The organism is Cypionkella sp. (genome assembly GCF_034376685.1).
Taxonomy (GTDB): Bacteria; Pseudomonadota; Alphaproteobacteria; order Rhodobacterales; family Rhodobacteraceae; genus Cypionkella.
The window spans coordinates 153,999-178,293 of sequence record NZ_JAXMJJ010000002.1 but is presented as its reverse complement, the minus strand read 5'-3'; the positions used below and the strand labels follow the sequence as shown (position 1 = coordinate 178,293).

The window sequence follows — 24,295 nt, the reverse complement described above, 5'->3', positions numbered from 1 at the left end:
AATAGACTTGCAAAAGCACCCATAAGGGCACGACCGAGACTATCGCGCATTGATAAAATCCTCCTGAAAACAGTGCGTCGACTGTCGCATGTGGGCCGCCGCATTGGCAAGCCATCTGATCCGCACAACGAAACTTGTCATCTTAATCCATGATTCATTTTGTTGCGCCAAGTTGTCCGAGACTGGAGGCGCCGCTTGCGGTGCTGACGCACAGAATGTGGCGGAACGGGACAGATATGGATTTCGCGGAACGGCTTGCAAAGGAAAGGCGCGCACGGCTGGCGGCAGAGCGGCTGCTTGAACAGAAAAGCCGAGAATTGTTTGCAGCCAACGCCAAGCTTGGCCTGCACGCCCGCGCCCTGTCCGATCAGATCGTCGAGCAGCGGCAGGTTGTACAGACGGCTATGACCGAGGCGGAGAAACTGAAAGGTCAGCAATCCCGCTTTGTCGAAGACCTTGATCGCGCGCATACTTTGGCTGTGATGGCCGAACGACGATTGTGGGACAGCATCAATACCATCAAAGACGGCTTTGCGGTGTTCGATTCCAATCAACAGTTGATCACGGCGAATGCGGCCTATCTGTCGGACTTCAATGATCCCGAAATCGTGCCGGGCCTACCCTATGCCGATCTATTATGTATCGTGGCAGAGGGCGGCCTGGTGGAGCTTGGCGTGCTCACCCCCGATGTCTGGGTCGCCGATATGCTGGCCCGCTGGGAAAATGAAACGATTGATCCGATCATCGTGCAATTTAAGAACGGCAGATGGGTGCGGATGGTCGACCAACGCGCCCGCGATGGCGACATGGTAAGTCTTGCGCTTGATATCACGGAACAAATGCGAATCTGGGCGGCCATTGAGGCTATTCCCGACGGATTCGTGCTTTTTGACAGAGAGGAACGTCTTTTGACCTGTAATCAACGCTACCGTGACATTTACTCGGTTTCTGCCCCCGCCATTGTTCCGGGCGCGAGGTTTGAAGATATTTTGCGCTACGGGCTGGACCACGGCCAGCATTTGGACGCCAAAGGACGTGAGGCAGAGTGGCTGACCGAACGGTTGTTTCAACACCGCAATCCCGGTGCGCCCGTTGAACAACAGCTTGCCGATGGCCGCTGGATCAGGGCGCAGGATCACGCCACGCCTGATGGCGGGCGGGTTGGGCTGAGAGTGGACATCACCCACCTGAAAGCACAGCAGGTGGCGCTGGAAGCTGCGCGGTTGGCCGCCGAAGCCGCCAGCCGCGCTAAATCGGCCTTTCTCGCCACTATGAGTCACGAAATCCGCACCCCGAGGAATGGGGTGGTGGGCTTGGCAGAACTGCTTTGCGACACCTCACTATCCGAAGAACAGCGCCTGTTCGCTGAAACCATCCGTTCGTCAGGGGAGGCGTTGTTGGTGATCATCAACGACATCCTCGATTTCTCGAAGATTGAGGCAGAGCGGCTGACTCTGCACCCGGAACCCTTTGATATGGAGCGGACAATCCATGAGATTGCCATGCTGCTGCAACCGCGCGCCCGCGAAAAAGGGCTGGATCTGATGATTGATTTCGACATGTTCCTGCCCACCCGCTACATTGGCGATCCGGGGCGGGTGCGACAAATTCTGACCAATCTGATCGGAAATGCGGTGAAATTCACCGACAAAGGCCATGTGCTGATCCGCGTTGTCGGGCTGGAGGGTGAGGCGGGTCAGCAAGATCTCCACGTCACGGTTGAAGATACCGGCATCGGCATTGCGCCCGAGAATCTCGCTCATATCTTTGGGGAATTTAATCAGGTAGAAAACCAATCGAACCGCAAGTTTGAAGGCACGGGCCTAGGTCTGGCAATCACCAAACGCTTGGTCGAGCGGATGCAGGGTGAGGTTTGGGTTGACACCGATCTGGGCAAGGGCGCCTGCTTTGGCTTCCGCATACCGTTGCCGATTGCCGAAGGTGCCGAAGAGCCACGTCTGCCAGTCTCGGTCAAACGCGTGCTGGTGGTCGATGATCAATTCATCAACCGCACCATCCTGGAGCGTCAGCTGGTGCCCTGCGGCATCGCAGTGACCCTGTGCCGATCAGGGGCCGAGGCATTGTTGGCGCTGGAAGGGGGTAGCTTTGACGCCATCATCACCGACCACGAAATGCCCGAGATGGATGGTTTGACACTGGCCCGCCGCATTCGTGCCAAAGGGATTGCCACCCCGATCTTTCTGTTGTCATCCAGCCCGGCCAATGCCCGTGAGGCGGAGGGCTCGGAACATCTGGCGGCGACATTGCAAAAGCCGATCTTACGCGCCGATCTGTATCGCCGTCTTCAGTCGCTGGCTGTCCCTGTGCCAGACGCTGAACTGATCACAGCGGTGATACCACAAACCGAACGCCGCCAGATGCGCGTTCTGACAGCGGAAGACAACCGCACCAACCAACTGGTGTTTCAGAAGATGGTCCGGGAGATAGACATCGAACTGGTCTTTGCAAACAATGGGGTAGAGGCGGTCGCACTGTTTCAAAGCTTCATGCCGGATCTGATTTTCATGGATATTTCAATGCCGGAAATGGATGGCCGCGATGCCGCACGCGCCATTCGCGCCTTGGAAGCCAGCGGGACGCATGTGCCGATTGTGGCGCTGACGGCGCATGCGATGGACGGCGATGCCGAGGGGATTCTCGCCGCTGGTATTGACCGCTATATGACCAAGCCGCTGCGCAAAGGGGCGATCACCGAAACCCTGACAGATTTTTGCCCAAGCTTCGCGCGGCCCATCGTTGGCGCCGAACAGGCGGCTTAGGCCGCGATGGACGCAACATTGCGTGAGAAAACCAGACGTGTTGCGTCTGATTGCGCAGCACGAAAGCCATATCCGCCCAAGTCAAAGCCGCGCAGATCAGCTGGGTCGGTCAGGTGATGCTGGCAAATAAAACGCGCCATCGCCCCGCGCGCTTTCTTTGCCCAAAAGCTGACAATCTTTGCCGCGCCATCGCGCTCTTCCAGAAATACCGGAGTCACCACACGAAGCTTCAACGCCTTCAGATCGACTGCGCCGAAGTATTCGGCCGAGGCACAGTTGATCAGCACCTTGGCCTCCTGCTCGGTGGCCAAGGCATTCAGCGCTTTGGCAATCTTGTGGCCCCAATACGCGTAAAGGTCTGCACCTTTCGGATTTGCCAGCCTGCTGCCCATTTCCAGCCGATAGGGTTGGATCGCATCCAAAGGCCGCAGCAACCCATACAGCCCCGACAAAATCCGCAAATGGCCCTGGGCCCAGAGCAGAGTGTCCGGCTCCATCCTGCGGGCTTCAAGTCCGGCATAAGTGTCGCCGTCAAACATGAACGCGGCAGGTTGGCCAGCAGCATCGGCTTGAAACGTATTGAAACGGTCGCGGTTCAATTGTCCCAAAGCGGGCGAAATATCCATCAGGGCGCACAGGTCCTGGACGCTCAGACCGCGCGCCACTTTTGCCAGTCGCACAGCATCGGCAGCGAAATCCGGGACGGATGGCGCAAAATCGCCCGGATGCGGTGTCTCATTGAGGCGTTTTGCAGGGGAAATCACGGTCAGCATGGTGGGCTCCTTCGCGGCAAGACATAGCGGGCATTAACAGTCTCGCAAGACCTCCAAGAAGGCCGCGCCAAAACGGTCGATTTTCTGATCGCCCATGCCCTGAATATTGGCAAGTTCGCTCAGGGTTGAGGGCCGCCGTTCCGCAATATGGCGCAAGGTGGATTGGGTGCAGGACAGATGTTTGCCGATGCCGTCGTCGCCGCGCGCCAGTTGCAGTTGCACCTCGCTCAGCCGATCATACAAACTGCCGGCGTCGCGCCCGACCAATGCGCGGCGGGCCGGATGCATTGGCGCTGCCACTGCACCCGTGATGATCTGTAAAAACGCGGCCCCATAGCTTTCCAGCTTTTTCGCCCCGACTCCAGTGATCCCCATCATCGCATCCAAACTGCCAGGGCGGATTTCAGCCATTTCTATCAAGGTTTTGTCGGCAAAAATTACATAGGCGGGCACGCCGGCCGCCTCGGCCAAAGCCCGGCGTTTGGCTTTCAGCGCGGAAAGCAGGCTGGCGTCTTCCTCAGACACCTGGGTCTTAATCGCCACGCGCGGCACGGCTTTGTCGATGGTATCCTTGCGCAAGGTGATCTGCGCCTCGCCACGCAGGATCGGACGGGCCGCATCGGTCATCCGCAAAGCACCAAAACGGTCCGGGTCAGGCCGCACCAGATCGCGCCCCATCATCTGGCGGAACACCGCCCCCCAAGCCGGTTTCGACAAATCGCGCCCGACGGCGAAGGTCGGCAGTTGATCATGGCCTTTTTCGCGCACTTTGGGGGTGGAGTTTCCGGTAAGAATATCAATCAGATGACCCGCGCCGAACCATTCACCTGTCCGTAGCATCGCGGACAGGGCTTTGCGCACCGCATCGGTGGCGTCGAACAAAAGCGCGGGGCGTTGGCACAGATCACAGTTGCCGCAGGGCTCGGCTATCTCACCAAAATATCCAAGCAGCACTTGGCGGCGGCAGGCCATTGCCTCGGCCAGACCAAGCAGGGCGTTCAGCCGCCCGTGATCAGCCGCTTTGCGGTCGGGAGGGGCGGCGCCCTCGTCGATTTGCGTACGGCGCAGGCGGATGTCATCGGGGCCGTACAGCGTCATCGTCTCAGCAGGCGCTCCGTCACGCCCTGCGCGTCCGATTTCCTGATAATAGCCCTCGATGGATTTCGGCAGATCCGCATGGGCAACCCAGCGAATATCGGGCTTGTCGATACCCATCCCGAACGCGACGGTGGCCACAACGATCAGCCCGTCTTCTTGCTGAAACCTGATCTCGACGCGGCGACGATCCTCGGCATCCATGCCGCCATGATAAAAGCAGGCCGAATGCGCCTCTGCGCGCAAAGCCTGCGCGAGCGTTTCGGTCTTTGCCCGCGTGGCGCAATAAACGATACCGGATTGCCCGCGTCGCGCGCCTGCAAAGCGCAAAATCTGATCGCGCGGGCTGTCCTTTACCGCAAAGGCCAGATGGATATTTGGGCGATCAAAACCGCGCAGAAAGCTATCCGGGGCTTTGCCATCAAACAACCGGGTGACAATTTCGGCGCGGGTCTCTTCATCGGCGGTGGCCGTAAACGCCGCCAGAGGCACGTTCAAAGCGCGGCGCAATTCGCCAATGCGCAGGTAGTCCGGGCGGAAATCATGTCCCCATTGGCTGACGCAATGCGCTTCGTCGACGGCGATCATTGTGCAGTTGATCCGTCGCAGTAATGGCAAAGTGGCGGACGAGGCCAGCCGCTCGGGCGCCATGTAAAGCAGCTTGAGCCGCCCCGCATCCAATGCCGCAAACACCTCTTCGGTCTGCTCCTCGGTATTGCCGGACGTCAGTGCACCGGCCTCAACCCCTGCTTCTTTCAGGCTGCGCACCTGATCCCGCATCAGCGCTATCAGGGGCGAGATCACCACCGTCACACCCTCGCGGCACAGCGCAGGCAGTTGAAAGCACAAAGATTTCCCGCCACCCGTTGGCATGATTGCCAGCGTGTTGCGCCCTGCCATCACCGCATCGACAATCTCTTCCTGACCGGGGCGAAAGCCGGGGAAGCCGAAAATCGAATGCAGAAGGTCTTGCGGTGCGGGCATGGGCTTTCTTCGCGCCAAAGCGGCGCTGACGGCATCAGATCAGGAAAAGCTGTACATATTGTTAGAGACCACGATCCGCAGGCCATAGATCACCAGAAGCACGATCAGCGGCGCCAGATCCAGGCCCGGTGTGTTTGGCAGAATCGCGCGAACGCGACTGTAAACCGGCTCTAGCAGGCGATTCAGGCCAAGCCAGATTTGTGCCACGATCGGTTGCCGCAGGTTCAGAACCTGAAAATTGATCAGCCAGCTCATGATGATATGGGCAAGAATGATCCACTGGACGATATTGAGGATCATCAACAAGATTTCGAATACAGAGGTCATCGGCCGCTCCAACCACAAGAGATTGTGGCAGAGGTAACGCTCCACCCCCAAAAGGGCAATGCTTTCCGCAGCGTTTTGGTTGACGTTGGGCGCGACAAACGGCAGGTCATGCGCTGGAGGTGCCCGATGTATCCCTATATTCGCATGGCCAAAGAGCTTTGGAAATTTCGCAAAGCACCGCCCTTGGGTCTGTTTGACCCGCATGTCAGCACCCATCGAATTTGGCCTTGGGATCTTGATCCGTGGCGCGAACTGAACAACGGCCGCACGCTGACCCTGTTCGATCTGGGGCGGATTCCGATGTCGGTGCGGATGGGGTTTGCGAAAGTCGCCAAAGCGCATGGCTGGGGGATTACGGTTGCGGGCAACACCACGCGCTATCGCAAACGGGTGACGGTGTTCCAGAAAGTCACGCAGATCAGCCGGGTGGTCGGCTGGGACGACCGCTTTGGCTATATCGAGCAAAGTTTCTGGCGCGGCGACGAATGCACCAGCCATATGCTGCTGCGCTATGCCTTCATCTCAAAGGCGGGGATGGTGAAGCCAAATGACGTGATCACCGCGCTGGGATATCCGACAGAAAGTCCGGTTCTGCCAGATTGGATTGCGGCCTGGATCGCCGCTGACGCTCTGCGGCCTTGGCCGCCGCAGCGTGCTTAAGCACGGCGCTTGCACGAGGGCGGTTTTTCAGGCTTGAATGCGGAAAACCGCATAAAGGGGCAGGGCATGGCAACGGCACGGCAGCGTATCTGGGGCTGGTGGTTTTTCGACTGGGCCAGCCAACCCTACAACACCTTGTTGCTGACCTTCATTTTCGGCCCATATTTCGCGGAAACCGCCCGAGGCTACTATATGGGCACCGGGATGGAGGAAGAAGCCGCCAAGGCCGCGGCTCAGGCCTATTGGGGCTTTGGATTGACGATCGCTTCGGTGATTGTCGCGGTGCTTGCGCCCATTCTCGGCGCGATTGCCGACGGCACCGGACGCCGTTTGATCTGGGTCTGGATCTTCTCGATCTTCTATGTTGTCGGCGCCTATGGTCTGTGGTGGGTGATGCCGGGCGGTGAGGCCAGCACTCTGGTTTGGGCCGTGGCATTTTTCGGCCTTGGCTTCATCGGGATGGAATTTACCACCATCTTCACCAATGCGCTGATGCCGACGCTTTCCGATCACGACGATATCGGTGCCATTTCGGGATCGGGCTTTGCGTTTGGTTATCTGGGTGGGCTTTTGGCGCTGATTCTGATGCTGGCGCTGTTTGCCGAAAATGCTACCACGGGCAAAACATTGATCGGGATTGATCCGCTTTTCGGGCTTGATACTGAATCGCGTGAAGGCACGCGGATGGTCGGACCGCTGACGGCAATTTGGTATGTGATCTTTATGATCCCGTTTTTCCTTTGGGTGAAAGAGCCGAAGATGCCTGCCGGACGGCTGCATGTCGGCGCGGCGCTTGCCAGTCTGGTTGATCTGCTGAAAAGCCTGCGCTTCCGCAAAAGCCTTGCGGCCTATCTGGGATCTTCGCTGGCCTACCGCGACGCGCTGAACGCACTTTACGGCTTCGGTGGGGTATACGCCTCGCATGTGCTGGATTGGTCGATCACCGAAATTGGGGTGTTCGGCATTTTGGGCAGCATTACAGCGATGTTTGCATCTTGGGTTGGCGGGCGGCTTGACCGCCGCTATGGCCCGCGCTTTGTGATCGGCTGGTCGATCGTGGTGCTGATACTGGTCTGCACTGTGATCGTCGGGATGACGCGCGAAAGCCTCTGGGGCATCGCGATGGATCCCGCATCGAACACGCCAGACATCATCTTCTACATTTGCGGCGGGCTGATCGGTGCCGCAGGCGGGCCGTTGCAGGCAGCCTCGCGCACCATGTTGGTGCGGCATACCACGCCCGATCGCGCAACCGAAGCCTTTGGCCTGTTTGCACTTTCTGGCAAAGTCGCCAGCTTTATCTCTCCCTTCCTGATCGCGGTCGTTTCGCACTACAGCGAATCCGCGCGCATCGGGATTTCGCCGGTGATCCTGCTCTTCCTGATCGGGCTTGTTATGTTAATTTGGGTTAACCCCAAAGGTGAGCAGCCATGATACGTAAACTGATTCTCTGTTTGGCTCTGTTGGCGCCGTTGCCAGCCCAAGCGGAAAAACTGGCGAACAAGCTGTTTGGTGCGGCGGATCAACCCAGTGGGCAAGACGCGACCCCGATTGGTTCTTACGCGCGCGGCTGCGGGGCGGGGATGGTTGCATTGCCCGAAACCGGGCCGACATGGCAAGCGATGCGGCTTTCGCGGCATCGCAATTTCGGCCAGCCGGTGCTGGTGCAGTTTCTGGAAGATCTGTCGAAAAGCGCGACGCAGATCGGGTGGCGCGGGCTTTATATTGGCGACATGAGTCAGCCGCGCGGCGGGCCGATGACGTCGGGCCATGCCAGTCATCAAATCGGTCTGGATGCCGACATCTGGATGTTGCCGCCGAAAAAACTGACCCTAAGCCGAAAAGACCGCGAGAATATCAGCTCGATCCCGGTGCGCTCTGCCGATCAGAAATCGGTGACCTCGAACTGGACGCCACGCCATGCGGCTTTGCTGAAAGCGGCGGCCTCGGATGCGCGGGTGGATCGGATTTTCGTTGCCGCCGCCGTGAAAATTGAGATGTGCAAGACCGCGCGGAAGTCTGACAAGAAATGGCTGCAAAAAATCCGCCCGGTTCCGGGACATGACACGCATTTCCATGTGCGGCTGAAATGCCCGAAAGGCGCGCGGCTGTGTGAAACGCAAACGCCCAGCGTGTCTGATCTGTCAAATGGCGGCGATGGCTGCGATGAAACCCTCGCCTGGTGGGTGTCGGATGAGTATCTGAACCCCAAACCCTCAAAAAATCCGGGCAAACCTGCCCCGCGCAAGAAGGGCCCGCGCGAATACACGATGGCTGATTTGCCCCGCCAATGCGCAGACGTGCTTTCCTCGCGGTAGCCGCGGGACTTGTGCTGATCGCGGGCCTGGAGGGCAGCGCCAGCCCAACCCCGCCGCCCGGTTTTCTCAGTGCCATCCGTTGGACGATGGACGACCCGCGCTTTGGCGGGTTTTCCGGCATTGAAGTCGCCGGGAATGGCCGCGATATCATCGTGCTCTCCGATAAGGGGGCCTACACGACGGGCAAAATCACCCGCGATGCCACCACGGGTCGCATTAAGTCGATTGCCGCAAATCCGATCTCGCTACTGCAGGGGGTGGACGGCAAACCGCTGAAACCGGGATCATCGGACAGCGAGGGCATTGCATTGGCACCCGATGGCTCGGTCTATATTTCGTTCGAGGGGGTAGCGCGGGTGCAGCACTACCCGAAACTGAACGGCCCGGCGCAGGGCCTGCCCGTGCCGCGCGACTTCAAAGCCATGCAAAGAAACTCCGCGCTTGAGGCCTTGGCGATTGATGCCAAAGGTGTGCTTTACACCCTGCCCGAACGCTCGGGTGCCGAGCAAAGCCCGTTTCCGGTCTACCGTTTCAAGGCCGGCAAATGGGACAAGCGCCTGCAAGTTCCCAGAAAGGACGGCTATCTTGCGGTCGGCGCTGATTTTGGCCCCGATGGCAAATTCTATCTGCTGGAGCGGGATTTTCGAGGCCTCGCCGGATTTTCCAGCCGCCTGCGGCGATTTACCTTGAGCGCAAAGGGTTTTGACGACGGCGAAACCCTGCTGCAAACCCCGGTCGGGCTGTATGACAATCTGGAGGGGGTCTCGATCTGGCGCGACGCGGCGGGACATCTGACGGCCACGATGGTCTCGGACGACAATTTCCAATTCTTCCTGCGCACGGAAATCGTCGAATATCAACTGCCGGATTGACAGGCCCTCGCCCCCGCGCTAATCCGCCGCGTCCCACAATGGGCCAAGTCTCCGCGACCTTGTAAAAAACGGATCACAAAATGAACAAACTGCTGCCTGGCGTCATCGCCATGGCCATCATCGTCTTGGCCTCGAACATTCTGGTGCAATATCCGATTGGCCAATGGCTGACTTGGGGCGCTTTTACCTATCCCTTCGCCTTTTTGGTGTCAGAACTGGTCAACCGCTTTCATGGTGCCGCCGCCGCCCGTCGCGTGGTCTATGCGGGTTTCGCTGTCGGTCTGATCTGTTCGGTGATCGGCACGCAGATCGTCGGCGAGTTTGGTCCGCTGGTCACTCTGCGCATCGCCATCGCCTCGGGTTTGGCGTTTTTGACCGGGCAGTTGGTGGACGTGGTCGTGTTCGACAAACTGCGCCGCACCGCTTGGTGGCGCGCGCCGTTCCTGGGGTCGCTGCTTGGCTCCAGCGTTGATACGGTTTTGTTTTTCACTTTGGCATTCTCCAGCGCTTTCATCTGGTTGGAGCCCGCAAATGATGTGTCTTGGGCCGCGACCCAAGTGCCGCTTTTGGGTTTCGGCACCGAAGTTCCGCTGTGGGTTTCGCTCGGTTTGGCCGACTTTTGTGTCAAAGTTGCTGTCGATTTAATCGCGCTGATGCCGTTCCGCATGGCGATTGCAAAATACGCAAGGAAGAGCGCGTAAAACCTTTTGACAAACCGAAAATCTGTGTCACGCTTTCCTTATCGGCAACATTTTGAAAGGAGGTGACCCAGTGTCTAGAGTGATATTGGAGAGCGGTGTCGGGACAGTCATGGGGGGTGTTTTCTAGGGGCAGCCCTCTAGTGAAACAAACCACAGATTGGGCTTTTGATACCTAACTGGCCCATCTCCTTAGATCTCGGAAAGGGTTGCCACGTACAGGCTGGCAGCCCTTTCTCTTTTTAGCGCAGCCCGTTAGTTTGGCCGCATGTTGTGGATCACTGACACCATTTCGATTGCCGATTGGGAGCTGAGCGAAAGCTTTGTGCGCGCCTCGGGTCCGGGTGGGCAGAACGTTAACAAAGTCTCCACGGCGGTGGAACTTCGGTTTGAAGCTGAACGTTCGCCGAACCTTGCGCCGGGGGTGAAGGCGCGGCTGAAAAAGCTGGCGGGGCGGCGCTGGACATTGGAAGGCGCACTGGTGCTTCAGGTCGAAGACACCCGCAGTCAGGCGCGCAATCGCGAAATCGCCCGCGAACGTCTGGCCGATCTGATCCGCGCCGCATTGGTCGCCCCAAAACGCCGGATCGCCACCAAGCCAAGCTACGGCAGCCAGTTGCGTCGCGTTGCGGCAAAGGTGCAGCGTGGTGAGGTCAAAGCCCTGCGCGGTAAACCCGGTGACGAGGAATGACGCTGACAGAATTGGCGGATGAAGCTGTAAGCCATTGGAATGGCAGCGTGACACGTCTGTTGCGTAACCGTGAGAACGCGGTATTCGAGGTTGCCCTGCCAACTGGGCGGGCAGCGCTGCGGTTGCATCGTCAAGGCTATCAGGATGATGCCGCGATTCGATCCGAGTTGTGGTGGTGCGCTGCCTTGGCACGCGAAGGTGTCGCCGTGCCCGCTGCTCTGCCCAGCCGCTCGGGTGATTTTCTGGTGAAACTGTTCAACGGCCGTAATGCGTCGATCATCCGCTGGATAGAGGGAGACGCCTTTGGCGAAGCTGGCAAACCTTTGCCCTGCGCTCCGGAAGACCGTTTGACGCGGCACTTTGCACTGGGCCAACTGCTCGCCAGCGTTCACAGCGCAACCGATCGGTTGACTTTGCCGCCTGACTTCACCCGGCCGTGTTGGGATACGGCAGGCTTGGTGGGCGAGGCTCCGTTCTGGGGCCGCTTCTGGGAGCATCCCGCCGCAGAGCCGGCCCAAGCCGAAATCCTGCGCCAGGCCCGCAAGTTTCTGCGGGATCAGATCACCGATCACCAGCAACAAGGGGGTGATTTTGGCCCAATCCACGCCGATGTGTTGCGTGAGAACGTGCTTGTGAAGGCTGGTTCGCTTTCACTGATCGACTTTGATGACAGCGGCTTTGGGTTTCGGCTGTACGATCTTGGCACTGCCCTAAGCCAAAACCTGTACGAGCCGGACTATCCCCAGATCCGCGATGCTTTGGTGGCAGGCTACGCCGAAACCCGGCCTGCCAGCTTCAGAATGGCCGAAGTTTTCACCCTGGCCCGCTGTTGCGCCTCTGTTGGCTGGGCGGCGCCACGTCTCGCCCCCGATGATCCAATCCACAAAAGCCACATCGCCCGCGCCGTGATGTGTGCACAAGCCGTGTTGGTCTAAACCACCACTTCCTGCGCGACCTGTTCCCCCACCCCGAACACGCGTTTGTAGCGTGCAATCTGATCTGCGGGGCCCATCGCCTTGTTCGGATTGTCTGAAAGCTTGACGGTTGGCCGTCCGTTCGCGGCGATCGCCTTGCAGACCACACTGAACGGAGCCAACCCGTCATTTGGCGCCAGGCCGCGGAAATCATTGGTCAGCATTGTGCCCCAACCGAAGGACACCCTGACGCGACCCCGAAATTTCCGCTGCAATTCAACGATCTTGTCGACGTCGAGGCCATCCGAAAAGATCACCAGCTTTTGCAGCGGATCTTCGCCCCGGTCTTTCCACCACTGGATGGCAATTTCTGCGCCTGTCGCCGGGTCGCCACTGTCAATACGGATGCCCGTCCACGAAGCCAGCCAGTCCGGCGCACGTTTCAAAAAGCCCTCGGTGCCAAAGGTATCTGGCAGAATGATGCGCAGATTGCCGTCATGCTCTTCCTGCCAATCGGCCAGAACTTGATAGGGCGACTGTGCAAGTTCTGCGTCAGATTGCGCCAGTGCGGCATAGACCATCGGCAGTTCGTGCGCGTTGGTACCGATTGCCTCCACCTCGCGCCGCATCGCAATCAGACAGTTTGAGGTGCCGGTGAATTTGCCCTCCAACCCTTCCTGCATCGCCTGCACCGCCCAATCTTGCCACAGAAAGGAATGTCGCCGCCGGGTGCCGAAATCGGCGATCTTCAAGCCGTCAATCTCACGCAGCTGGGTGATTTTTTCCCACAGCTTGGTCATGGCGCGGGCATAGAGCACCTGCAGCTCGAAGCGCCCCTGTTTTTCCAGCACAACGCGGCTGCGCAACTCCATCAGAACCGAAAGCGCCGGAATTTCCCAAAGCATCACTTCGGGCCAGCTGCCTTCAAAGGTCAACTCATATTGGCCGTCGCGTTTTTCCAGATGATAGGCTGGCAGCCGCATCCCCTCGAACCACTCCATGAAATCGGGGCGGAACATCTGGCGTTTGCCGTAAAAGGTATTGCCGCGCAGCCAAGTGCTTTCGCCGCGCGTCAAACTTAGCGAGCGGACGTGGTCGAGTTGTTCGCGCAGTTCACCTTCATCAATCAGATCGGCCAAGCGCACGGACTTGCTGCGGTTTATCAGGCTGAAGGTGACAGATGTATCCGGCTTGTTCCTGAAAATAGACTGACACATCAGAAGCTTGTAAAAATCTGTATCAATCAGCGAGCGGACGATCGGGTCGATCTTCCACTTGTGGTTCCAGACGCGTGCGGCGATGTCAACCATGACGGCCCTCCCTTTGCCTCACTGTCTAAGGCATGAACAGGGGTAAGGTCAAAACGATCCCGTGCAGCTGCGGTGCGTTCCAGCAATGCGTACAGCTCGGCTCGGATCAGTGGCTTGGTCAAAACAGCGTCCATGCCTGCATCAAGGCACAGGGCGGCCTCTTCAGCAGAGGCATAGGCGGTCAGGGCCACAATCGGACAACGTGGCAGACCCGCTTCGGTCTCAAATCGACGGATCTCGCGAGTAGCATCCTGACCATGCATCTCGGGCATCGAGACATCCATCAGCAGCAGATCAGGTTGGGCGCGGCAATAAGCTGCCACCGCCAGTTTGCCGTTTTCAGCCTCTTCAATGGATGCGACCGAACGCTCCAGCAGCTTGCGGGTCACCAGCATGTTGGTGCGGTTGTCTTCGGCGACCAGCAGGCGCAAAGTGGTGGTCGGTGCTGCGTTGATCCTGGGCCGCGCTACGGCCGTTTGCGCTGCGCGTGGCAAGCGCAGGACCGCCGTGAAGACAGAGCCTTGACCCAGTTCAGAAACCACCTCGATATCGCCGCCCATCTGCTGCGCGAGCAGGCGTGAGATCGTCAGGCCAAGGCCCGTGCCGCCAAACTGCCGTGAGATTGCGGCATCGGCCTGCGCAAAACTGTCAAAGACATGATCAAGCCGATCAGTAGGGATGCCGATACCACTGTCGGTGATTGCAATGCGGATCTGATCACATTGACCCTCGGCAATGACGCGCACCGATGCGGTCACGCGGCCTTGTGCGGTAAACTTCACCGCGTTTCCCAGCAGGTTCAACAGGATCTGTCGCAACCGTCCAGAATCTCCCAAATGCAACGGGGCGGATTCTGGCAGGTCTGCCTCTAGACAGATGCCCTTTTTCAAGGCAGTCGGGCGCAACAGGTCCAGCGCGCTGGTTACACTTTCGGTGATGCAGAACGGCTCAGCACGCAGATCAAATTTGCCTGCTTGCAGCTTGGAGAGATCAAGCACGTCGTTGATGATGGTCAACAGCGCGTGGTTGGAGTCAACAATTGTTCTGACATATTGCCGCTGGATCTGGTCAAGCTGGGTTTCCTCCAACAGTTCGGCCACCCCGATCACCCCGTTCATGGGCGTGCGAATTTCATGGCTCATCGTCGCGAGGAACTGTGATTTGGCCTGCGCTGCGGCCTCGGCGGCGATGCGGGCTTGGGCAAGCTCTGCGGCATGGGCCTTGGCTTGGGTGATGTCACGCTCAACCGCGACAAAAACCGTGGGTGCGCCATCGGCACCAAGCACCGGGGTCATCGCAATTTCAACCCAGATCACCCGACCGGATTTGGTACGGTTTTGAATCTCAACGCGAACCGGCTGCGCGTTCTTGCGGGCCTGCAGCAATTGATCCAGCGCAGCAAGGCTGGTCTCTTCCGTATTCAACAGATCACCCGGATGCAGCCCCACAGATTCGTCAAAACCATAGCCGGTCATGCGGGTGAAGCCTTCATTCACCCATTCGATGAAGCCGTCTGGGTCAGTAATAACAATAGAATCAGTGGCATGTTGCGCAACCAATGCCAAACGCTCTGCCTTGTGTGCCGTCTCTGCCGCTGCAATACGAGCAAGGTCCAATGCCATGCTTTCTTGCAGCAGGGCATGCTCAAAGCGCAGCCGTTCGCTTTGCCCGCGTTCCACGGCCCGGATGAACAGCGCGGCTGTATAGGCCAGCATTAACACGGAAATGAAGGCAAACCAGGCCTCTGGACCCAAGCTGTCCTGCTCTGTCAGGCCGTCCACGATCAGCATGGAAAGACCGGTTGCGGCGTAAATCGTCAGGCGCAATTGGGTACCAAACGCGAAATGCCGCCGCACGAGGCCAGCGTTGATCACCGCTGACATCAGGAAGGCAGCGGCAAAAAAACGCGCGCCTTGAAACGGGATCATCCGCCAGCAGATCATCACGCAGGCGGCAATGGTCAGTGCCTGAATCGCGCCGGTTATCGCGGCCCAACCACGCGCTGACGCAGGGACAGGCCCCTCAGCATAGCGGCGTGCGATGTAGAAAAGCGTCAGGCAATCAATCGCTTCGCCTAACAAAGCCAAGCCTGCGGCCAGGGCCCCAAGCCAAGCAGAGGACAGCACCGCAATGCTGGCAGCACCTATGGCCGTCATGGTCTGCCGCATGAGAAATCCGCGTGCGCGCGCCCGCGCATAACGCAAGAACAGCCCGTCCTTGCTGTTGCGCACCAGAAACTGGCCAATTTCCTTCTTGAGTGCAGAGTTCATCCAGAGCGGCCTTTTGCCTGTCGCAGGGCAAAGCTAGACCGCAAGGGTTAATTCAAGGTAACCGTCAGCCGATCCAGCCTACGCCTGCGGCCAAACACTTCGCCTTCGCCTCGGCCAGCGTGCCATTCAGGTCGATAGCGCGGCAGGCTTCTTCAAGCAGGGTCACATTAAAGCCAAGCCTTGTCGCATCCAATGCCGAATAGGCCACGCAGAAATCAGTGGCCAAACCAACCAGCGTCAACGATGTGATCCCGCGCGCGCGCAGATAGCCTTCAAGGCCAGTGGGCGTGGCGCGATCATTCTCAAAGAAGGCTGAATAGCTGTCTATACCAGAGCGAAAGCCTTTGCGGACAATCAGTTGCGCAGGATTGGTTTGCAGACCCGGATGGAACGCTGCCCCCGCAGAGCCATGCACACAATGCGCGGGCCACAGTACTTGCGGGCCATAGGGCATCTGGATCAGCGAGAATGCCTCCGCACCCGGATGGTTGGCAGCAAAGGAGGAATGATCCGCCGGATGCCAATCTTGCGTCAACACCACACAGTCAAATTCCGCCATCAAAGCATTGATCTGCGGGACAATCGCATCGCCATCGGTCACGGCCAAAGCGCCGCCGGGGCAGAAATCATTCTGCACATCGATCACGATCAGGGCTTCATGGGCTGGGCGCATCGGCACTCTCCTTTTCGGTTGCTTATTGGGTAAGCGGCACCTTCTTTGGGGTCAACCGAAAGCCAAGGCCACAGGGCTCAAACATATGGCTGCTAAACATATTGCCCTGCGGCGACAGAGGCCTTAAATCGCCGGTATGCTGACCGTTGCCGCCCTGTATCACTTCACCCGGTTCCCTGATCCTGCGGCTCTGCGCGGGCCGTTGGTTGAGATTTGCGCGCAGCATGGCGTGAAGGGATCACTTCTGCTTGCGCACGAAGGCATCAATGGCACAATCGCTGGCGCTGCTTCCGGGATCGCTGCCGTTCTCGCGCATCTGCGCAGCCTGCCGGGCTGTGCGGCGTTGGAGCACAAGGAAAGCTTTTCTGCCGAAATGCCGTTTGGCCGCATGAAGGTGAAGCTGAAGCGCGAGATTGTGACGATGGGCCAGCCGGATGTCGATCCGGTGGCGCGGGTGGGGTCTTATGTCGCTCCGCAGGATTGGAATGCGCTGATATCCTCGCCCGATGTGGCGCTGATTGATACCCGCAATGATTACGAGGTCGGCATCGGCACCTTTCATGGCGCGGTTGACCCCGACATTCGCACCTTCCGCGATTTCCCGAAATGGTGGGAAGAGCATAAAGACGAATACCGGGGCAAGCGGATTGCGATGTTCTGCACAGGTGGGATTCGCTGTGAGAAATCAACGAATTACCTGCTGGGGCAGGGAGTGAATGAGGTGTTCCACCTGAAGGGTGGCATCCTGAAATACCTCGAAGATGTGCCCGCCGAAGCCTCAATGTGGGATGGTGAGTGCTATGTTTTCGATGGCCGTGTCTCGGTTGGGCATGGGCTGATCCCCGGCGATTATGACAGTTGCCACGCATGCCGTCGCCCGATCAGCGCCGAAGACAAACAGCGCCCGGAATACGAGCGCGGTGCCTGCTGCCATCATTGCGCGGGCGAATATTCCGAGGCGGATCGCACTCGCTTCCGCGAGCGTCAACGGCAGTTGGATCTGGCCGCAGCACGCGGCGAGAAGCACTTTTCGGACTGAGGCATCCGTGCCGTCCTGCCTAACCGTGCTCAGGAAACCGCCAGCTTTCCGCCTCGACTGCAATTTCTGACGCCGTCAGCTTCAGCCGCGCGACATGCGCCTCCAAAGCCTGCAAACTGCTGCGCGCCGTGGTCGAGGTGACGGAAAGCGCACCGATCATCCGACCAGAGCGCGCCAGAATCGGGGCGGCCACACAGATGATACCCGCCTCATGTTCCTCGTTGTCATAGGCATACCCGCGCGCCCGGATTGCGGTCAATTCAAGCAGCAAGGCAGGGCTGTCCAAGGTCTGCGCCGTGAAGCGGTGAAAGCTCTGCCGCGCTAGGGCTGCGGTCAGCATGGCCTCGGGCATAAACGCCAGCATCGCCTTGCCGACCCCGGTGCAATAGGCTGGCCCAACCTTGCCAGCCTGCGAAAACATCTCGACCGGTCGTGCAGCGTTGCGTTTGTCGACATACAGCACCTGACCCTGATCCATCTGCGCCAGATGCACCGTCTCACCTGTCAGCGCCGCCAGCTCATCCAATGCCCGCCGCGCCAGTGGGGCAAGTGAGCTTTGCGCCCAAGCCCCATGCGCCAATCTGACCAGCCGCAGGCCCAAACTATAGCTGCCACGATCCTCGTCATAGGCAAGCATGCCCTGATGTGTCAGGGTCTGCAGCAGGCGATACAGCGTCGCCTTTGGATAACCGCCGCGCGCCAGCAGATCGCTGAACCGCACCGGAGCAAGGGCGGCCACCGTCTCCAGCACGTCCAGCGCCTTGCCGACCGTGCCATCTTGCGGGCTGTCGTGACTATTACCGCGCATCTTGCCCCCCGTGGGAATTGACAGGGCCTAGGGTAAATCGCATAGTTATCACTATGCAAGACTTAGTTTCAAATAATGGAACCGCAATGACGCCCGACTGGATTGCCGTCGATTGGGGCACCTCAAACCTGCGCACTTGGGCGATGGGGCCGGAAGGCGTGCTGGCGTCTGGCGGTTCCGACGAAGGTATGGGGAAATTGGTCAAGGCCGAGTTTGAGCCAGCCCTGTTGCGCGTGATCGCACCATGGTTGGCTGCAACAGCGACACCAGTGATCGCCTGCGGCATGGTTGGTGCGCGGCAGGGCTGGATGGAAGCGCCCTATCGCAGCGTGCCTTGCGCTCCAGTGGCCTCGGGCGAGTTGATGGCGGTCCCCACCAGCGATCCCCGCATTCGCGTGATGATCGCGCCCGGCTTATCCCAAACCAAGCCCGCCGATGTGATGCGCGGCGAGGAAACCCAGATCGCGGGCGCCTTGGCGCTGCTGCCGGGATTTGACGGCGTGTTCTGCCTGCCCGGCACCCATTCGAAATGGGTGCATGTCTCGGCGGGTGAGGTGGTGTCTTTCCAGACCTTCATGACCGGAGAGATGTTCGCGCTGCTGTCGCAACAATCGGTGTTGCGGCATGGTATGGTCGGCGAGGGCAGCGATGAAGCGGCTTTTGCCGTAGGGTTGGCGGACGCAATGGAGCGACCAGAGAAGATTTCCGCACGCCTGTTCACATTGCGTGCCGAGGGCCTCTTGGATAATCTTTCGCCTGCTGCCGCCCGCTCGCGATTGTCGGGCTTGCTGATCGGATTGGAACTCGCTGCTGCCAAACCCTATTGGCTCGGCCTGCGCATTGCCCTGATCGGTGCTGAAGCACTGTCCGGCCGCTACGCCTCTGCGCTGACTGCGCAAGGGGCTGTTTCCGAAACCCTAGACGCCACCGCCTGCACCCTCGCAGGGCTTGCCGCTGCACGCGGTGTTTTGCAGAAAGCCAAGCCATGACTCGCCCCCTGATCGCCATTCTGCGCGGCATCACCCCTGCCGAGGCCGTGCCGGTGGCCGAAGCACTGATCTCCGCAGGCATCACCCGCATTGAGGTGCCGCTGAACTCGCCAGACCCGTTCGAGTCGATTGCGTCGATGGCTAAAGCCTTCGGATCGCACGCAGAAATCGGCGCAGGCACAGTGCTGTCCGTGCAGGACGTGGCCGCCGTCGCCGCTGCTGGGGGCCGTCTGATCGTCTCCCCCAACTGTAACCCCGAAGTCATCCGCGCCAGCAAAGCCGCCGGCATGGCGAGTTGGCCGGGGGTGATGACGCCGACCGAATGCTTCGCGGCTTTGGCGGCAGGGGCAGATGGGTTGAAGATTTTCCCCGCCAACCTGATCGGCACTGACGGCTTGAAAGCCATCCGCGCCGTGCTGCCCAAAACTTGCGAGGTCTACGCGGTGGGTGGGGCAGGTGCCTCGAATTTCCGCGAATGGATCAAGGCGGGTGCCAGTGGTTTCGGCATCGGCACAGCGCTTTACACGCCGGGTCTGTCGGTCGTTGAAGTCGCCGCGAAAGCCCGCGAAATCGTCACCGCATATGATGAGGCCAGCGCATGATTTTCGATCCACGCCTGTGTGATCTGGGCGAAGGCCCGCTTTGGCACCCAATTCGTGAACAAATGTTCTGGTTTGATATCAACAACCAGAAACTGCTGTCGCAAGACCGCGATGGGCCGCGCGAATGGCGCTTCCCCGAGATCGTTTCAGCAGCAGGTTGGGTTTCCGAAGACGTTCTTCTGATCGCCGGAGAGCGCGATCTGTTCCTGTTCGATCTGGAAACAGAAGAAGTCGAAACCCTCTGCCTTTTGGAGCAAGACAAGCCGAAGAACCGCCCCAACGATGGCCGCGCCGATCCGCAAGGTGGTTTCTGGATTGGTACGATGGCAAAGGATGAGGCGGCGGGCGCGGGCGCGATCTACCGCTACTATCGTGGCGAATTGCGCAAGCTTTACAGCGATATAACCGTCCCGAACGCCATTTGCTTTCCGCCCAGCGGAACCTTCGCCCATTTCACCGATACCGTGACCTATAAGGTGATGAAGGTCACTCTGGACGCAGACGGTTGGCCGAATGCCGCGCCTGAGGTGTTTCTTGATCTGACAGCCGAGGGTCTTTACCCCGACGGCGCGGTGATTGATGCGGCTGGCGTGATGTGGCTCGCGCAATGGGGCGCTTCGCGTGTCAGTGCCTATGATACTGACGGCACGTTCCTGCGATCCATTCCGGTCGATGCCCCGCAAACCACTTGCCCCGCTTTCGCCGGTCCGCAACTGAGCGCCTTGATCGTCACCTCGGCGCGCAAGAATCTGGATACGGAAGCTCTCCGCATCGCCCCCAATTCCGGGGCGACTTTCGTGATCGAAGGCGCTGCCAAAGGCCAACGCGAACATCAAGTCATACTATAGTGAATTAAAGGTCATAAATATGAAGCGTACCCTTGGCGTCTGCTACTACCCCGAACATTGGCCTGAATCGCAATGGGTCGAGGATGCCGCGCAGATGGCAAAATTGGGCCTGACCTGGGTGCGGATCGGCGAATTCGCCTGGGCGCGGATGGAGCCGACACCCGGAAGCTATGATTGGGGCTGGCTGGACCGCGCTATCGAAGCCTTGGGCGCTGCAGGGTTGAAAGTCGTGCTTGGCACCCCCACCGCCACCCCCCCGCGCTGGATGCTGACCAAACATCCCGACATGCTGGCGGTGGATAAAGATGGCAAGCAGCGTGGCTTCGGATCACGCCGCCACTATGATTTCAGTCATCGCCCCTACCGTGCAGAATGCGCCAAGATCGTCACGGCGCTCGCCGAGCGTTACGGCAAAAACCCGCATGTCGCGGCGTGGCAGACCGACAATGAGTATTCCTGCCACAACACTACTTTGTCCTATTCGTCCGCAGCGCTGCACGCCTTCCGCGATTGGTTGGCGCAACGCTATCAGTCGCCAGATGCGCTGAACCGCGCTTGGGGCAACGTGTTCTGGTCGATGGACTATGCTGATTTCAGCGAGGTCGCCCTGCCCAATCTGACGGTGACCGAGGCCAACCCGGCGCATGTCATGGCCTTTCGCCGCTTCGCCAGCGATGAGGTTGCCGCGTTCAATCGTCTGCAAACCGAGATCATCCGTCGCCATTCGGCGGCACCCATCGCGCACAACTACATGGGCCAAGTCACTGATTTCGATCACTTCGCGACCGGAGCCGACCTCGATATCGCATCATGGGATGCTTACCCGCTGGGCTTTTTGTCAGATCGCGCGCCGTCTACCCCCGAGAACCGTCTGCGCTTTGTCCGGCAAGGCGAGCCTGATTATCAGGCCTTCCACCACGACCTGTACCGCGCCGTCGGTCGTGGCCGCTGGTGGATCATGGAGCAGCAACCCGGCCCGGTGAATTGGGCGCCGTGGAACCCCGATCCGCTGCCGGGTATGGCCCGGCTGTGGGCGTGGGAGGCTTTTGCGCATGGGGCCGAGGCGGTCTGCTATTTCCGTTGGCGTCAGGCCCCGTTTGCGCAGGAACAAATGCACGCGGGTCTGCTGCGGCCAGACAGTATCGCCGCCCCTGCGCATGACGAAGCCGCGCAAGTCGCGGTCGAGTTGGCGGAAATGCCCGATGTTTCCACCGCCCGCGCCGACGCAGCCCTGGTATTCGATTACGCTTCAGCTTGGGCATGGGAAACACAACCGCAGGGCCGTGATTTCAGCTATTTCCACCTTGCGTTTGAGACCTATCGCGCCCTGCGGCGTTTGGGTCTGAACATCGACATCATCCCGCCGGATTGCGCCGATTTGTCCGCCTATAAATTGGTGCTCGCCCCCGGTGTCGCCACCCTGTCGCAGCCTTTCCTGACGGCGCTGGCCGCTTACAAAGGCATCTCGTTGATCGGCCCACGCAGCAACGCCAAAACAGTTGAGTTCGCCACTCCGGTGCCTCTGCCGCCCAATCTGCCGGGCATGACGGCCACCGTTGCCCGTGTCGAAAGCCTGCCGCCCGCGCTGACGGTTCCGCTTTCCAACAGCGGCCAGTTCGTGCACTGGCGTGAGAAGATTGAGACCACGGATGAAGTGGTCGAGACCACCGCCGACGGTTGGCCTGCGCTGATCTGTGCCGGGGGGATCCACTACCTTGCCGGATGGCTCGACGATATCGCCTCGGCCCGCATCCTGACGGCGCTGTGCCATAAGGCCGGGATTGAAGCCGATCCGCTGCCGGAAGGTCTACGACGCAGGGATACCGAGACCCATCGTTTCCTGTTCAATTACAATGCTTTCGATGTCGAATGGGATGGCAAAACCATTCCCGCTGCGGGCGTCTCCTGGCAGGAAATTGCACCCCGCTAGGATAAGATTAAGCTGCATCGGGGGCTAAACCCCCGATGCCCTTGGCAAGCGGGCCGCTCTAAGCCCGCACAGATACTGCCCCGTCCACCGTCAGGAACGCAAAGCCATTCGGCCCCAGCGCCAAGAGCGTGCCATCCAGAACCGCGTCTTGTGACGGACCTTCCAGCCCGCTCGCACCCTCAACGGCAAGCGCAACAGCCTCTGGTGACAGATTGAACACGCACAGCACCGCATCGTCACGGGTGAAGGCCAAAATCGGCTCGGGCAGGTGGAAGAACTGCGTCGCTCCCGCCAGCAAGGCATCCGAGCCCTTCCGAAACGCCAGCATTGCGCGATAGGTTTCCAGCACCGATCCCGCAACGCCAACCTGCGCCGCCACATTCCGCGCCAGTTGCGGCGCTTTCACCGGCAGCCACGGCTTGCCCGTGGAAAATCCGCCATTTGGCGAGGCATCCCAAACCATCGGTGTGCGGGTGTTGTCGCGCCCAATCGGCTCGGGCCAGAAGTTGATGCCCTGCGGATCGGTCAACTCCTCGAACACCAGTTCGGTATCGGTCTGACCGATCTCCTCCCCCTCCCACAGACAAATAGAACCCTGAAACGACAGCAACAGCGCCCCGGCCTGCCGCGCCAAAGCGTCTTGCGACACCCCATGCTTGGCCCAACGTGAGGCTTGCCGCACCACGTCATGGTTGGAAAACGCCCACATCGGCCAGCCGTCCGGTGCGCCGGTGAAGAATTCCTCGATCTTGCCACGAAAGAACGCCGCCGAATAATCGTAGCCCATCATCTCAAACGAATAACATTGATGCAGCCGACCGGGGGCAGTGTATTCCCCCATCATCCGAATGGCATGATGCGCTTCGCCCATCTCACCAACGGTGGCGCGATCCGTATATTCATCCATCACCCGGCGAATACGCTCCATCCAACCCAGATTTTCCGGCTGACCCTTTGAGAACAAATGATACTGCATTTCATAAGGGTTGCCGTCCACCTTCATTTTCACCCGGTAATCGGCGGCATCATTGCGGAACTGCGCGTCCTTGTAGAAATAGTTCACCGTATCAAAGCGGAAGCCATCCACCCCGCGATCCAGCCAGAACCGCAAAACGCTTTCCATATACTCCACCACCGCCGGATTGCGGTAGTTGAAGTCGGGTTGCTGCGGCAAAAACGAGTGCATGTAATACTGTTTGCGCCGGGCATCCCAGGTAAACGCCGGCCCGCCGAACACCGACAGCCAGTTACAAGGCGGCGTGCCATCCGGGCGGGGATCGACCCAGATATACCAATCCGACTTATCATTCTCGCGGTTCTTCCGGCTTTCCGCGAAGAACGGATGCTTGTCAGATGAATGGTTCAGCACCTGATCAATGATCACCTTCAGACCCAGACCATGCGCCCGCTCCACCAGGGCATCGAAATCCGCCAGCGTGCCGAACACCGGATCGACATCGGTATAGTCGGCCACATCATAGCCCATATCCAGCATCGGCGAGGTGAAAAACGGCGACAGCCACACCGCATCGCAACCCAGACCGGCGATATGATCCAGACGCCGCGTGATGCCCTTCAGATCGCCGATCCCGTCGCCATTGTCATCCTGAAACGACCGGGGATAGACCTGATAGGTCACCGAGCCACGCCACCATTCCGCCATTCCTGCCTCCGTTTCCTATGATTTCCCAAAGCCTAAACCGCTTTGGAAGCC

At 59.3% G+C, this 24,295-nt stretch carries 21 protein-coding genes; 13 read left to right on the top strand and 8 right to left on the bottom strand.

The window, feature by feature from the left end; translation table 11 throughout:
- The first annotated feature begins 236 nt into the window (after window positions 1-236).
- Window positions 237-2,780: a hybrid sensor histidine kinase/response regulator gene (locus U1A24_RS00875; protein WP_322320102.1), complete on the top strand. Its 2,544-nt coding sequence runs from the start codon at window positions 237-239 to the stop codon at window positions 2,778-2,780.
- On the opposite strand, the gene yaaA is transcribed toward U1A24_RS00875, so the two are convergent.
- Genes yaaA through U1A24_RS00860 form a run of 3 tightly spaced genes read right to left on the bottom strand, consistent with a single transcriptional unit; the run spans window position 2,777 to window position 5,959 of the window.
- Window positions 2,777-3,553 carry a peroxide stress protein YaaA gene (gene yaaA / locus U1A24_RS00870; protein ID WP_322320101.1) on the bottom strand — a complete coding sequence of 259 codons (777 nt, stop codon included), beginning with the start codon at window positions 3,551-3,553 and terminating at the stop codon, window positions 2,777-2,779. The genes U1A24_RS00875 and yaaA overlap by 4 nt on opposite strands.
- 33 nt (window positions 3,554-3,586) lie before the next feature.
- Window positions 3,587-5,632 carry a DNA helicase RecQ gene (gene recQ, locus U1A24_RS00865; RefSeq protein WP_322320100.1) on the bottom strand — a complete coding sequence of 682 codons (2,046 nt, stop codon included), beginning with the start codon at window positions 5,630-5,632 and terminating at the stop codon, window positions 3,587-3,589.
- A 39-nt stretch (window positions 5,633-5,671) separates the two neighbouring features.
- Window positions 5,672-5,959 carry a YggT family protein gene (locus U1A24_RS00860; protein ID WP_322320099.1) on the bottom strand — a complete coding sequence of 96 codons (288 nt, stop codon included), beginning with the start codon at window positions 5,957-5,959 and terminating at the stop codon, window positions 5,672-5,674.
- A 126-nt stretch (window positions 5,960-6,085) separates the two neighbouring features.
- Between U1A24_RS00860 and U1A24_RS00855 the strand changes: the two genes are divergently transcribed.
- The 7 genes from U1A24_RS00855 (at window position 6,086) to U1A24_RS00825 (ending at window position 12,133) form a co-directional block, all read left to right on the top strand.
- Window positions 6,086-6,619 (top strand): acyl-CoA thioesterase, encoded by a 534-nt coding sequence (locus tag U1A24_RS00855; RefSeq protein WP_322320098.1) that lies wholly within the window; start codon window positions 6,086-6,088, stop codon window positions 6,617-6,619.
- A 66-nt stretch (window positions 6,620-6,685) separates the two neighbouring features.
- On the top strand, window positions 6,686-8,053 hold the full coding sequence (locus tag U1A24_RS00850; protein ID WP_322320097.1) for an MFS transporter: 1,368 nt from the start codon (window positions 6,686-6,688) through the stop codon (window positions 8,051-8,053).
- Window positions 8,050-8,937, top strand: coding sequence for a penicillin-insensitive murein endopeptidase (mepA, locus tag U1A24_RS00845; protein ID WP_322320096.1), 888 nt, complete (start codon window positions 8,050-8,052; stop codon window positions 8,935-8,937). The genes U1A24_RS00850 and mepA overlap by 4 nt, the downstream gene beginning before the upstream one ends.
- Window positions 8,910-9,809, top strand: a complete 900-nt coding sequence (locus U1A24_RS00840) for an esterase-like activity of phytase family protein (RefSeq protein ID WP_322320095.1) — start codon at window positions 8,910-8,912, stop codon at window positions 9,807-9,809. The genes mepA and U1A24_RS00840 overlap by 28 nt, the downstream gene beginning before the upstream one ends.
- 80 nt (window positions 9,810-9,889) lie before the next feature.
- The gene (locus U1A24_RS00835; RefSeq protein ID WP_322320094.1) at window positions 9,890-10,510 is read left to right on the top strand and encodes a queuosine precursor transporter; all 621 of its coding nucleotides are present in this window, start codon (window positions 9,890-9,892) and stop codon (window positions 10,508-10,510) included.
- A gap of 265 nt (window positions 10,511-10,775) precedes the next feature.
- Window positions 10,776-11,198, top strand: a complete 423-nt coding sequence (gene arfB / locus U1A24_RS00830) for an alternative ribosome rescue aminoacyl-tRNA hydrolase ArfB (RefSeq protein WP_322320093.1) — start codon at window positions 10,776-10,778, stop codon at window positions 11,196-11,198.
- Window positions 11,195-12,133: a phosphotransferase enzyme family protein gene (locus U1A24_RS00825; RefSeq protein ID WP_322320092.1), complete on the top strand. Its 939-nt coding sequence runs from the start codon at window positions 11,195-11,197 to the stop codon at window positions 12,131-12,133. Before arfB ends, U1A24_RS00825 begins: the two co-directional genes overlap by 4 nt.
- Here the strand turns inward: U1A24_RS00825 and pncB are convergent.
- The 3 genes from pncB to pncA form a co-directional block, all read right to left on the bottom strand.
- Window positions 12,130-13,422, bottom strand: a complete 1,293-nt coding sequence (pncB, locus tag U1A24_RS00820; RefSeq protein WP_322320091.1) for a nicotinate phosphoribosyltransferase — start codon at window positions 13,420-13,422, stop codon at window positions 12,130-12,132. The two genes, U1A24_RS00825 and pncB, sit on opposite strands and share 4 nt — an antisense overlap.
- Entirely contained in the window at window positions 13,356-15,692 is a 2,337-nt protein-coding gene (locus tag U1A24_RS00815) for a hybrid sensor histidine kinase/response regulator (protein WP_322320090.1), read from the bottom strand. The genes pncB and U1A24_RS00815 overlap by 67 nt, the downstream gene beginning before the upstream one ends.
- A 64-nt stretch (window positions 15,693-15,756) precedes the next feature.
- On the bottom strand, window positions 15,757-16,365 hold the full coding sequence (gene pncA, locus U1A24_RS00810; RefSeq protein WP_322320089.1) for a bifunctional nicotinamidase/pyrazinamidase: 609 nt from the start codon (window positions 16,363-16,365) through the stop codon (window positions 15,757-15,759).
- 136 nt (window positions 16,366-16,501) lie between these two features.
- On the opposite strand from pncA, the gene U1A24_RS00805 reads away from it, so the two are divergent.
- Complete coding sequence (locus U1A24_RS00805) at window positions 16,502-17,404, top strand: rhodanese-related sulfurtransferase (RefSeq protein ID WP_322320088.1); 903 nt, start codon at window positions 16,502-16,504, stop codon at window positions 17,402-17,404.
- Between the two features lie 19 nt (window positions 17,405-17,423).
- Here U1A24_RS00805 and U1A24_RS00800 read toward each other — a convergent pair whose 3' ends face one another.
- Window positions 17,424-18,212, bottom strand: a complete 789-nt coding sequence (locus U1A24_RS00800; RefSeq protein WP_322320087.1) for an IclR family transcriptional regulator — start codon at window positions 18,210-18,212, stop codon at window positions 17,424-17,426.
- 86 nt (window positions 18,213-18,298) lie between these two features.
- Between U1A24_RS00800 and U1A24_RS00795 the strand changes: the two genes are divergently transcribed.
- From U1A24_RS00795 to U1A24_RS00780, 4 genes are read left to right on the top strand one after another with little or no spacing between them, the layout of a single operon-like run.
- Entirely contained in the window at window positions 18,299-19,201 is a 903-nt protein-coding gene (locus U1A24_RS00795; protein ID WP_322320086.1) for a 2-dehydro-3-deoxygalactonokinase, read from the top strand.
- Entirely contained in the window at window positions 19,198-19,803 is a 606-nt protein-coding gene (locus U1A24_RS00790; protein ID WP_322320085.1) for a 2-dehydro-3-deoxy-6-phosphogalactonate aldolase, read from the top strand. Before U1A24_RS00795 ends, U1A24_RS00790 begins: the two co-directional genes overlap by 4 nt.
- Entirely contained in the window at window positions 19,800-20,651 is an 852-nt protein-coding gene (locus U1A24_RS00785; protein ID WP_322320084.1) for an SMP-30/gluconolactonase/LRE family protein, read from the top strand. Before U1A24_RS00790 ends, U1A24_RS00785 begins: the two co-directional genes overlap by 4 nt.
- A gap of 19 nt (window positions 20,652-20,670) precedes the next feature.
- The gene (locus U1A24_RS00780; protein ID WP_322320083.1) at window positions 20,671-22,581 is read left to right on the top strand and encodes a beta-galactosidase; all 1,911 of its coding nucleotides are present in this window, start codon (window positions 20,671-20,673) and stop codon (window positions 22,579-22,581) included.
- 58 nt (window positions 22,582-22,639) lie between these two features.
- Here U1A24_RS00780 and U1A24_RS00775 read toward each other — a convergent pair whose 3' ends face one another.
- Entirely contained in the window at window positions 22,640-24,244 is a 1,605-nt protein-coding gene (locus U1A24_RS00775) for an alpha-glucosidase (protein WP_322320082.1), read from the bottom strand.
- Window positions 24,245-24,295: the final 51 nt, after the last annotated feature.

Bases quoted from the DNA above. Each gene is read 5' to 3' on its own strand.
- U1A24_RS00805 (WP_322320088.1), top strand. From the start codon at position 16,502: ATGCTGACCGTTGCCGCCCTGTATCACTTCACCCGGTTCCCTGATCCT.
- U1A24_RS00835 (WP_322320094.1), top strand. From the start codon at position 9,890: ATGAACAAACTGCTGCCTGGCGTCATCGCCATGGCCATCATCGTCTTG.
- U1A24_RS00815 (WP_322320090.1), bottom strand. From the start codon at position 15,692: ATGAACTCTGCACTCAAGAAGGAAATTGGCCAGTTTCTGGTGCGCAAC.
- U1A24_RS00790 (WP_322320085.1), top strand. From the start codon at position 19,198: ATGACTCGCCCCCTGATCGCCATTCTGCGCGGCATCACCCCTGCCGAG.
- mepA (WP_322320096.1), top strand. From the start codon at position 8,050: ATGATACGTAAACTGATTCTCTGTTTGGCTCTGTTGGCGCCGTTGCCA.
- pncB (WP_322320091.1), bottom strand. From the start codon at position 13,422: ATGGTTGACATCGCCGCACGCGTCTGGAACCACAAGTGGAAGATCGAC.
- U1A24_RS00825 (WP_322320092.1), top strand. From the start codon at position 11,195: ATGACGCTGACAGAATTGGCGGATGAAGCTGTAAGCCATTGGAATGGC.
- U1A24_RS00795 (WP_322320086.1), top strand. From the start codon at position 18,299: ATGACGCCCGACTGGATTGCCGTCGATTGGGGCACCTCAAACCTGCGC.
- U1A24_RS00840 (WP_322320095.1), top strand. From the start codon at position 8,910: ATGCGCAGACGTGCTTTCCTCGCGGTAGCCGCGGGACTTGTGCTGATC.
- U1A24_RS00800 (WP_322320087.1), bottom strand. From the start codon at position 18,212: ATGCGCGGTAATAGTCACGACAGCCCGCAAGATGGCACGGTCGGCAAG.
- arfB (WP_322320093.1), top strand. From the start codon at position 10,776: ATGTTGTGGATCACTGACACCATTTCGATTGCCGATTGGGAGCTGAGC.
- U1A24_RS00775 (WP_322320082.1), bottom strand. From the start codon at position 24,244: ATGGCGGAATGGTGGCGTGGCTCGGTGACCTATCAGGTCTATCCCCGG.
- U1A24_RS00780 (WP_322320083.1), top strand. From the start codon at position 20,671: ATGAAGCGTACCCTTGGCGTCTGCTACTACCCCGAACATTGGCCTGAA.
- U1A24_RS00860 (WP_322320099.1), bottom strand. From the start codon at position 5,959: ATGACCTCTGTATTCGAAATCTTGTTGATGATCCTCAATATCGTCCAG.
- recQ (WP_322320100.1), bottom strand. From the start codon at position 5,632: ATGCCCGCACCGCAAGACCTTCTGCATTCGATTTTCGGCTTCCCCGGC.
- yaaA (WP_322320101.1), bottom strand. From the start codon at position 3,553: ATGCTGACCGTGATTTCCCCTGCAAAACGCCTCAATGAGACACCGCAT.
- U1A24_RS00855 (WP_322320098.1), top strand. From the start codon at position 6,086: ATGTATCCCTATATTCGCATGGCCAAAGAGCTTTGGAAATTTCGCAAA.
- U1A24_RS00875 (WP_322320102.1), top strand. From the start codon at position 237: ATGGATTTCGCGGAACGGCTTGCAAAGGAAAGGCGCGCACGGCTGGCG.
- U1A24_RS00850 (WP_322320097.1), top strand. From the start codon at position 6,686: ATGGCAACGGCACGGCAGCGTATCTGGGGCTGGTGGTTTTTCGACTGG.
- U1A24_RS00785 (WP_322320084.1), top strand. From the start codon at position 19,800: ATGATTTTCGATCCACGCCTGTGTGATCTGGGCGAAGGCCCGCTTTGG.
- pncA (WP_322320089.1), bottom strand. From the start codon at position 16,365: ATGCGCCCAGCCCATGAAGCCCTGATCGTGATCGATGTGCAGAATGAT.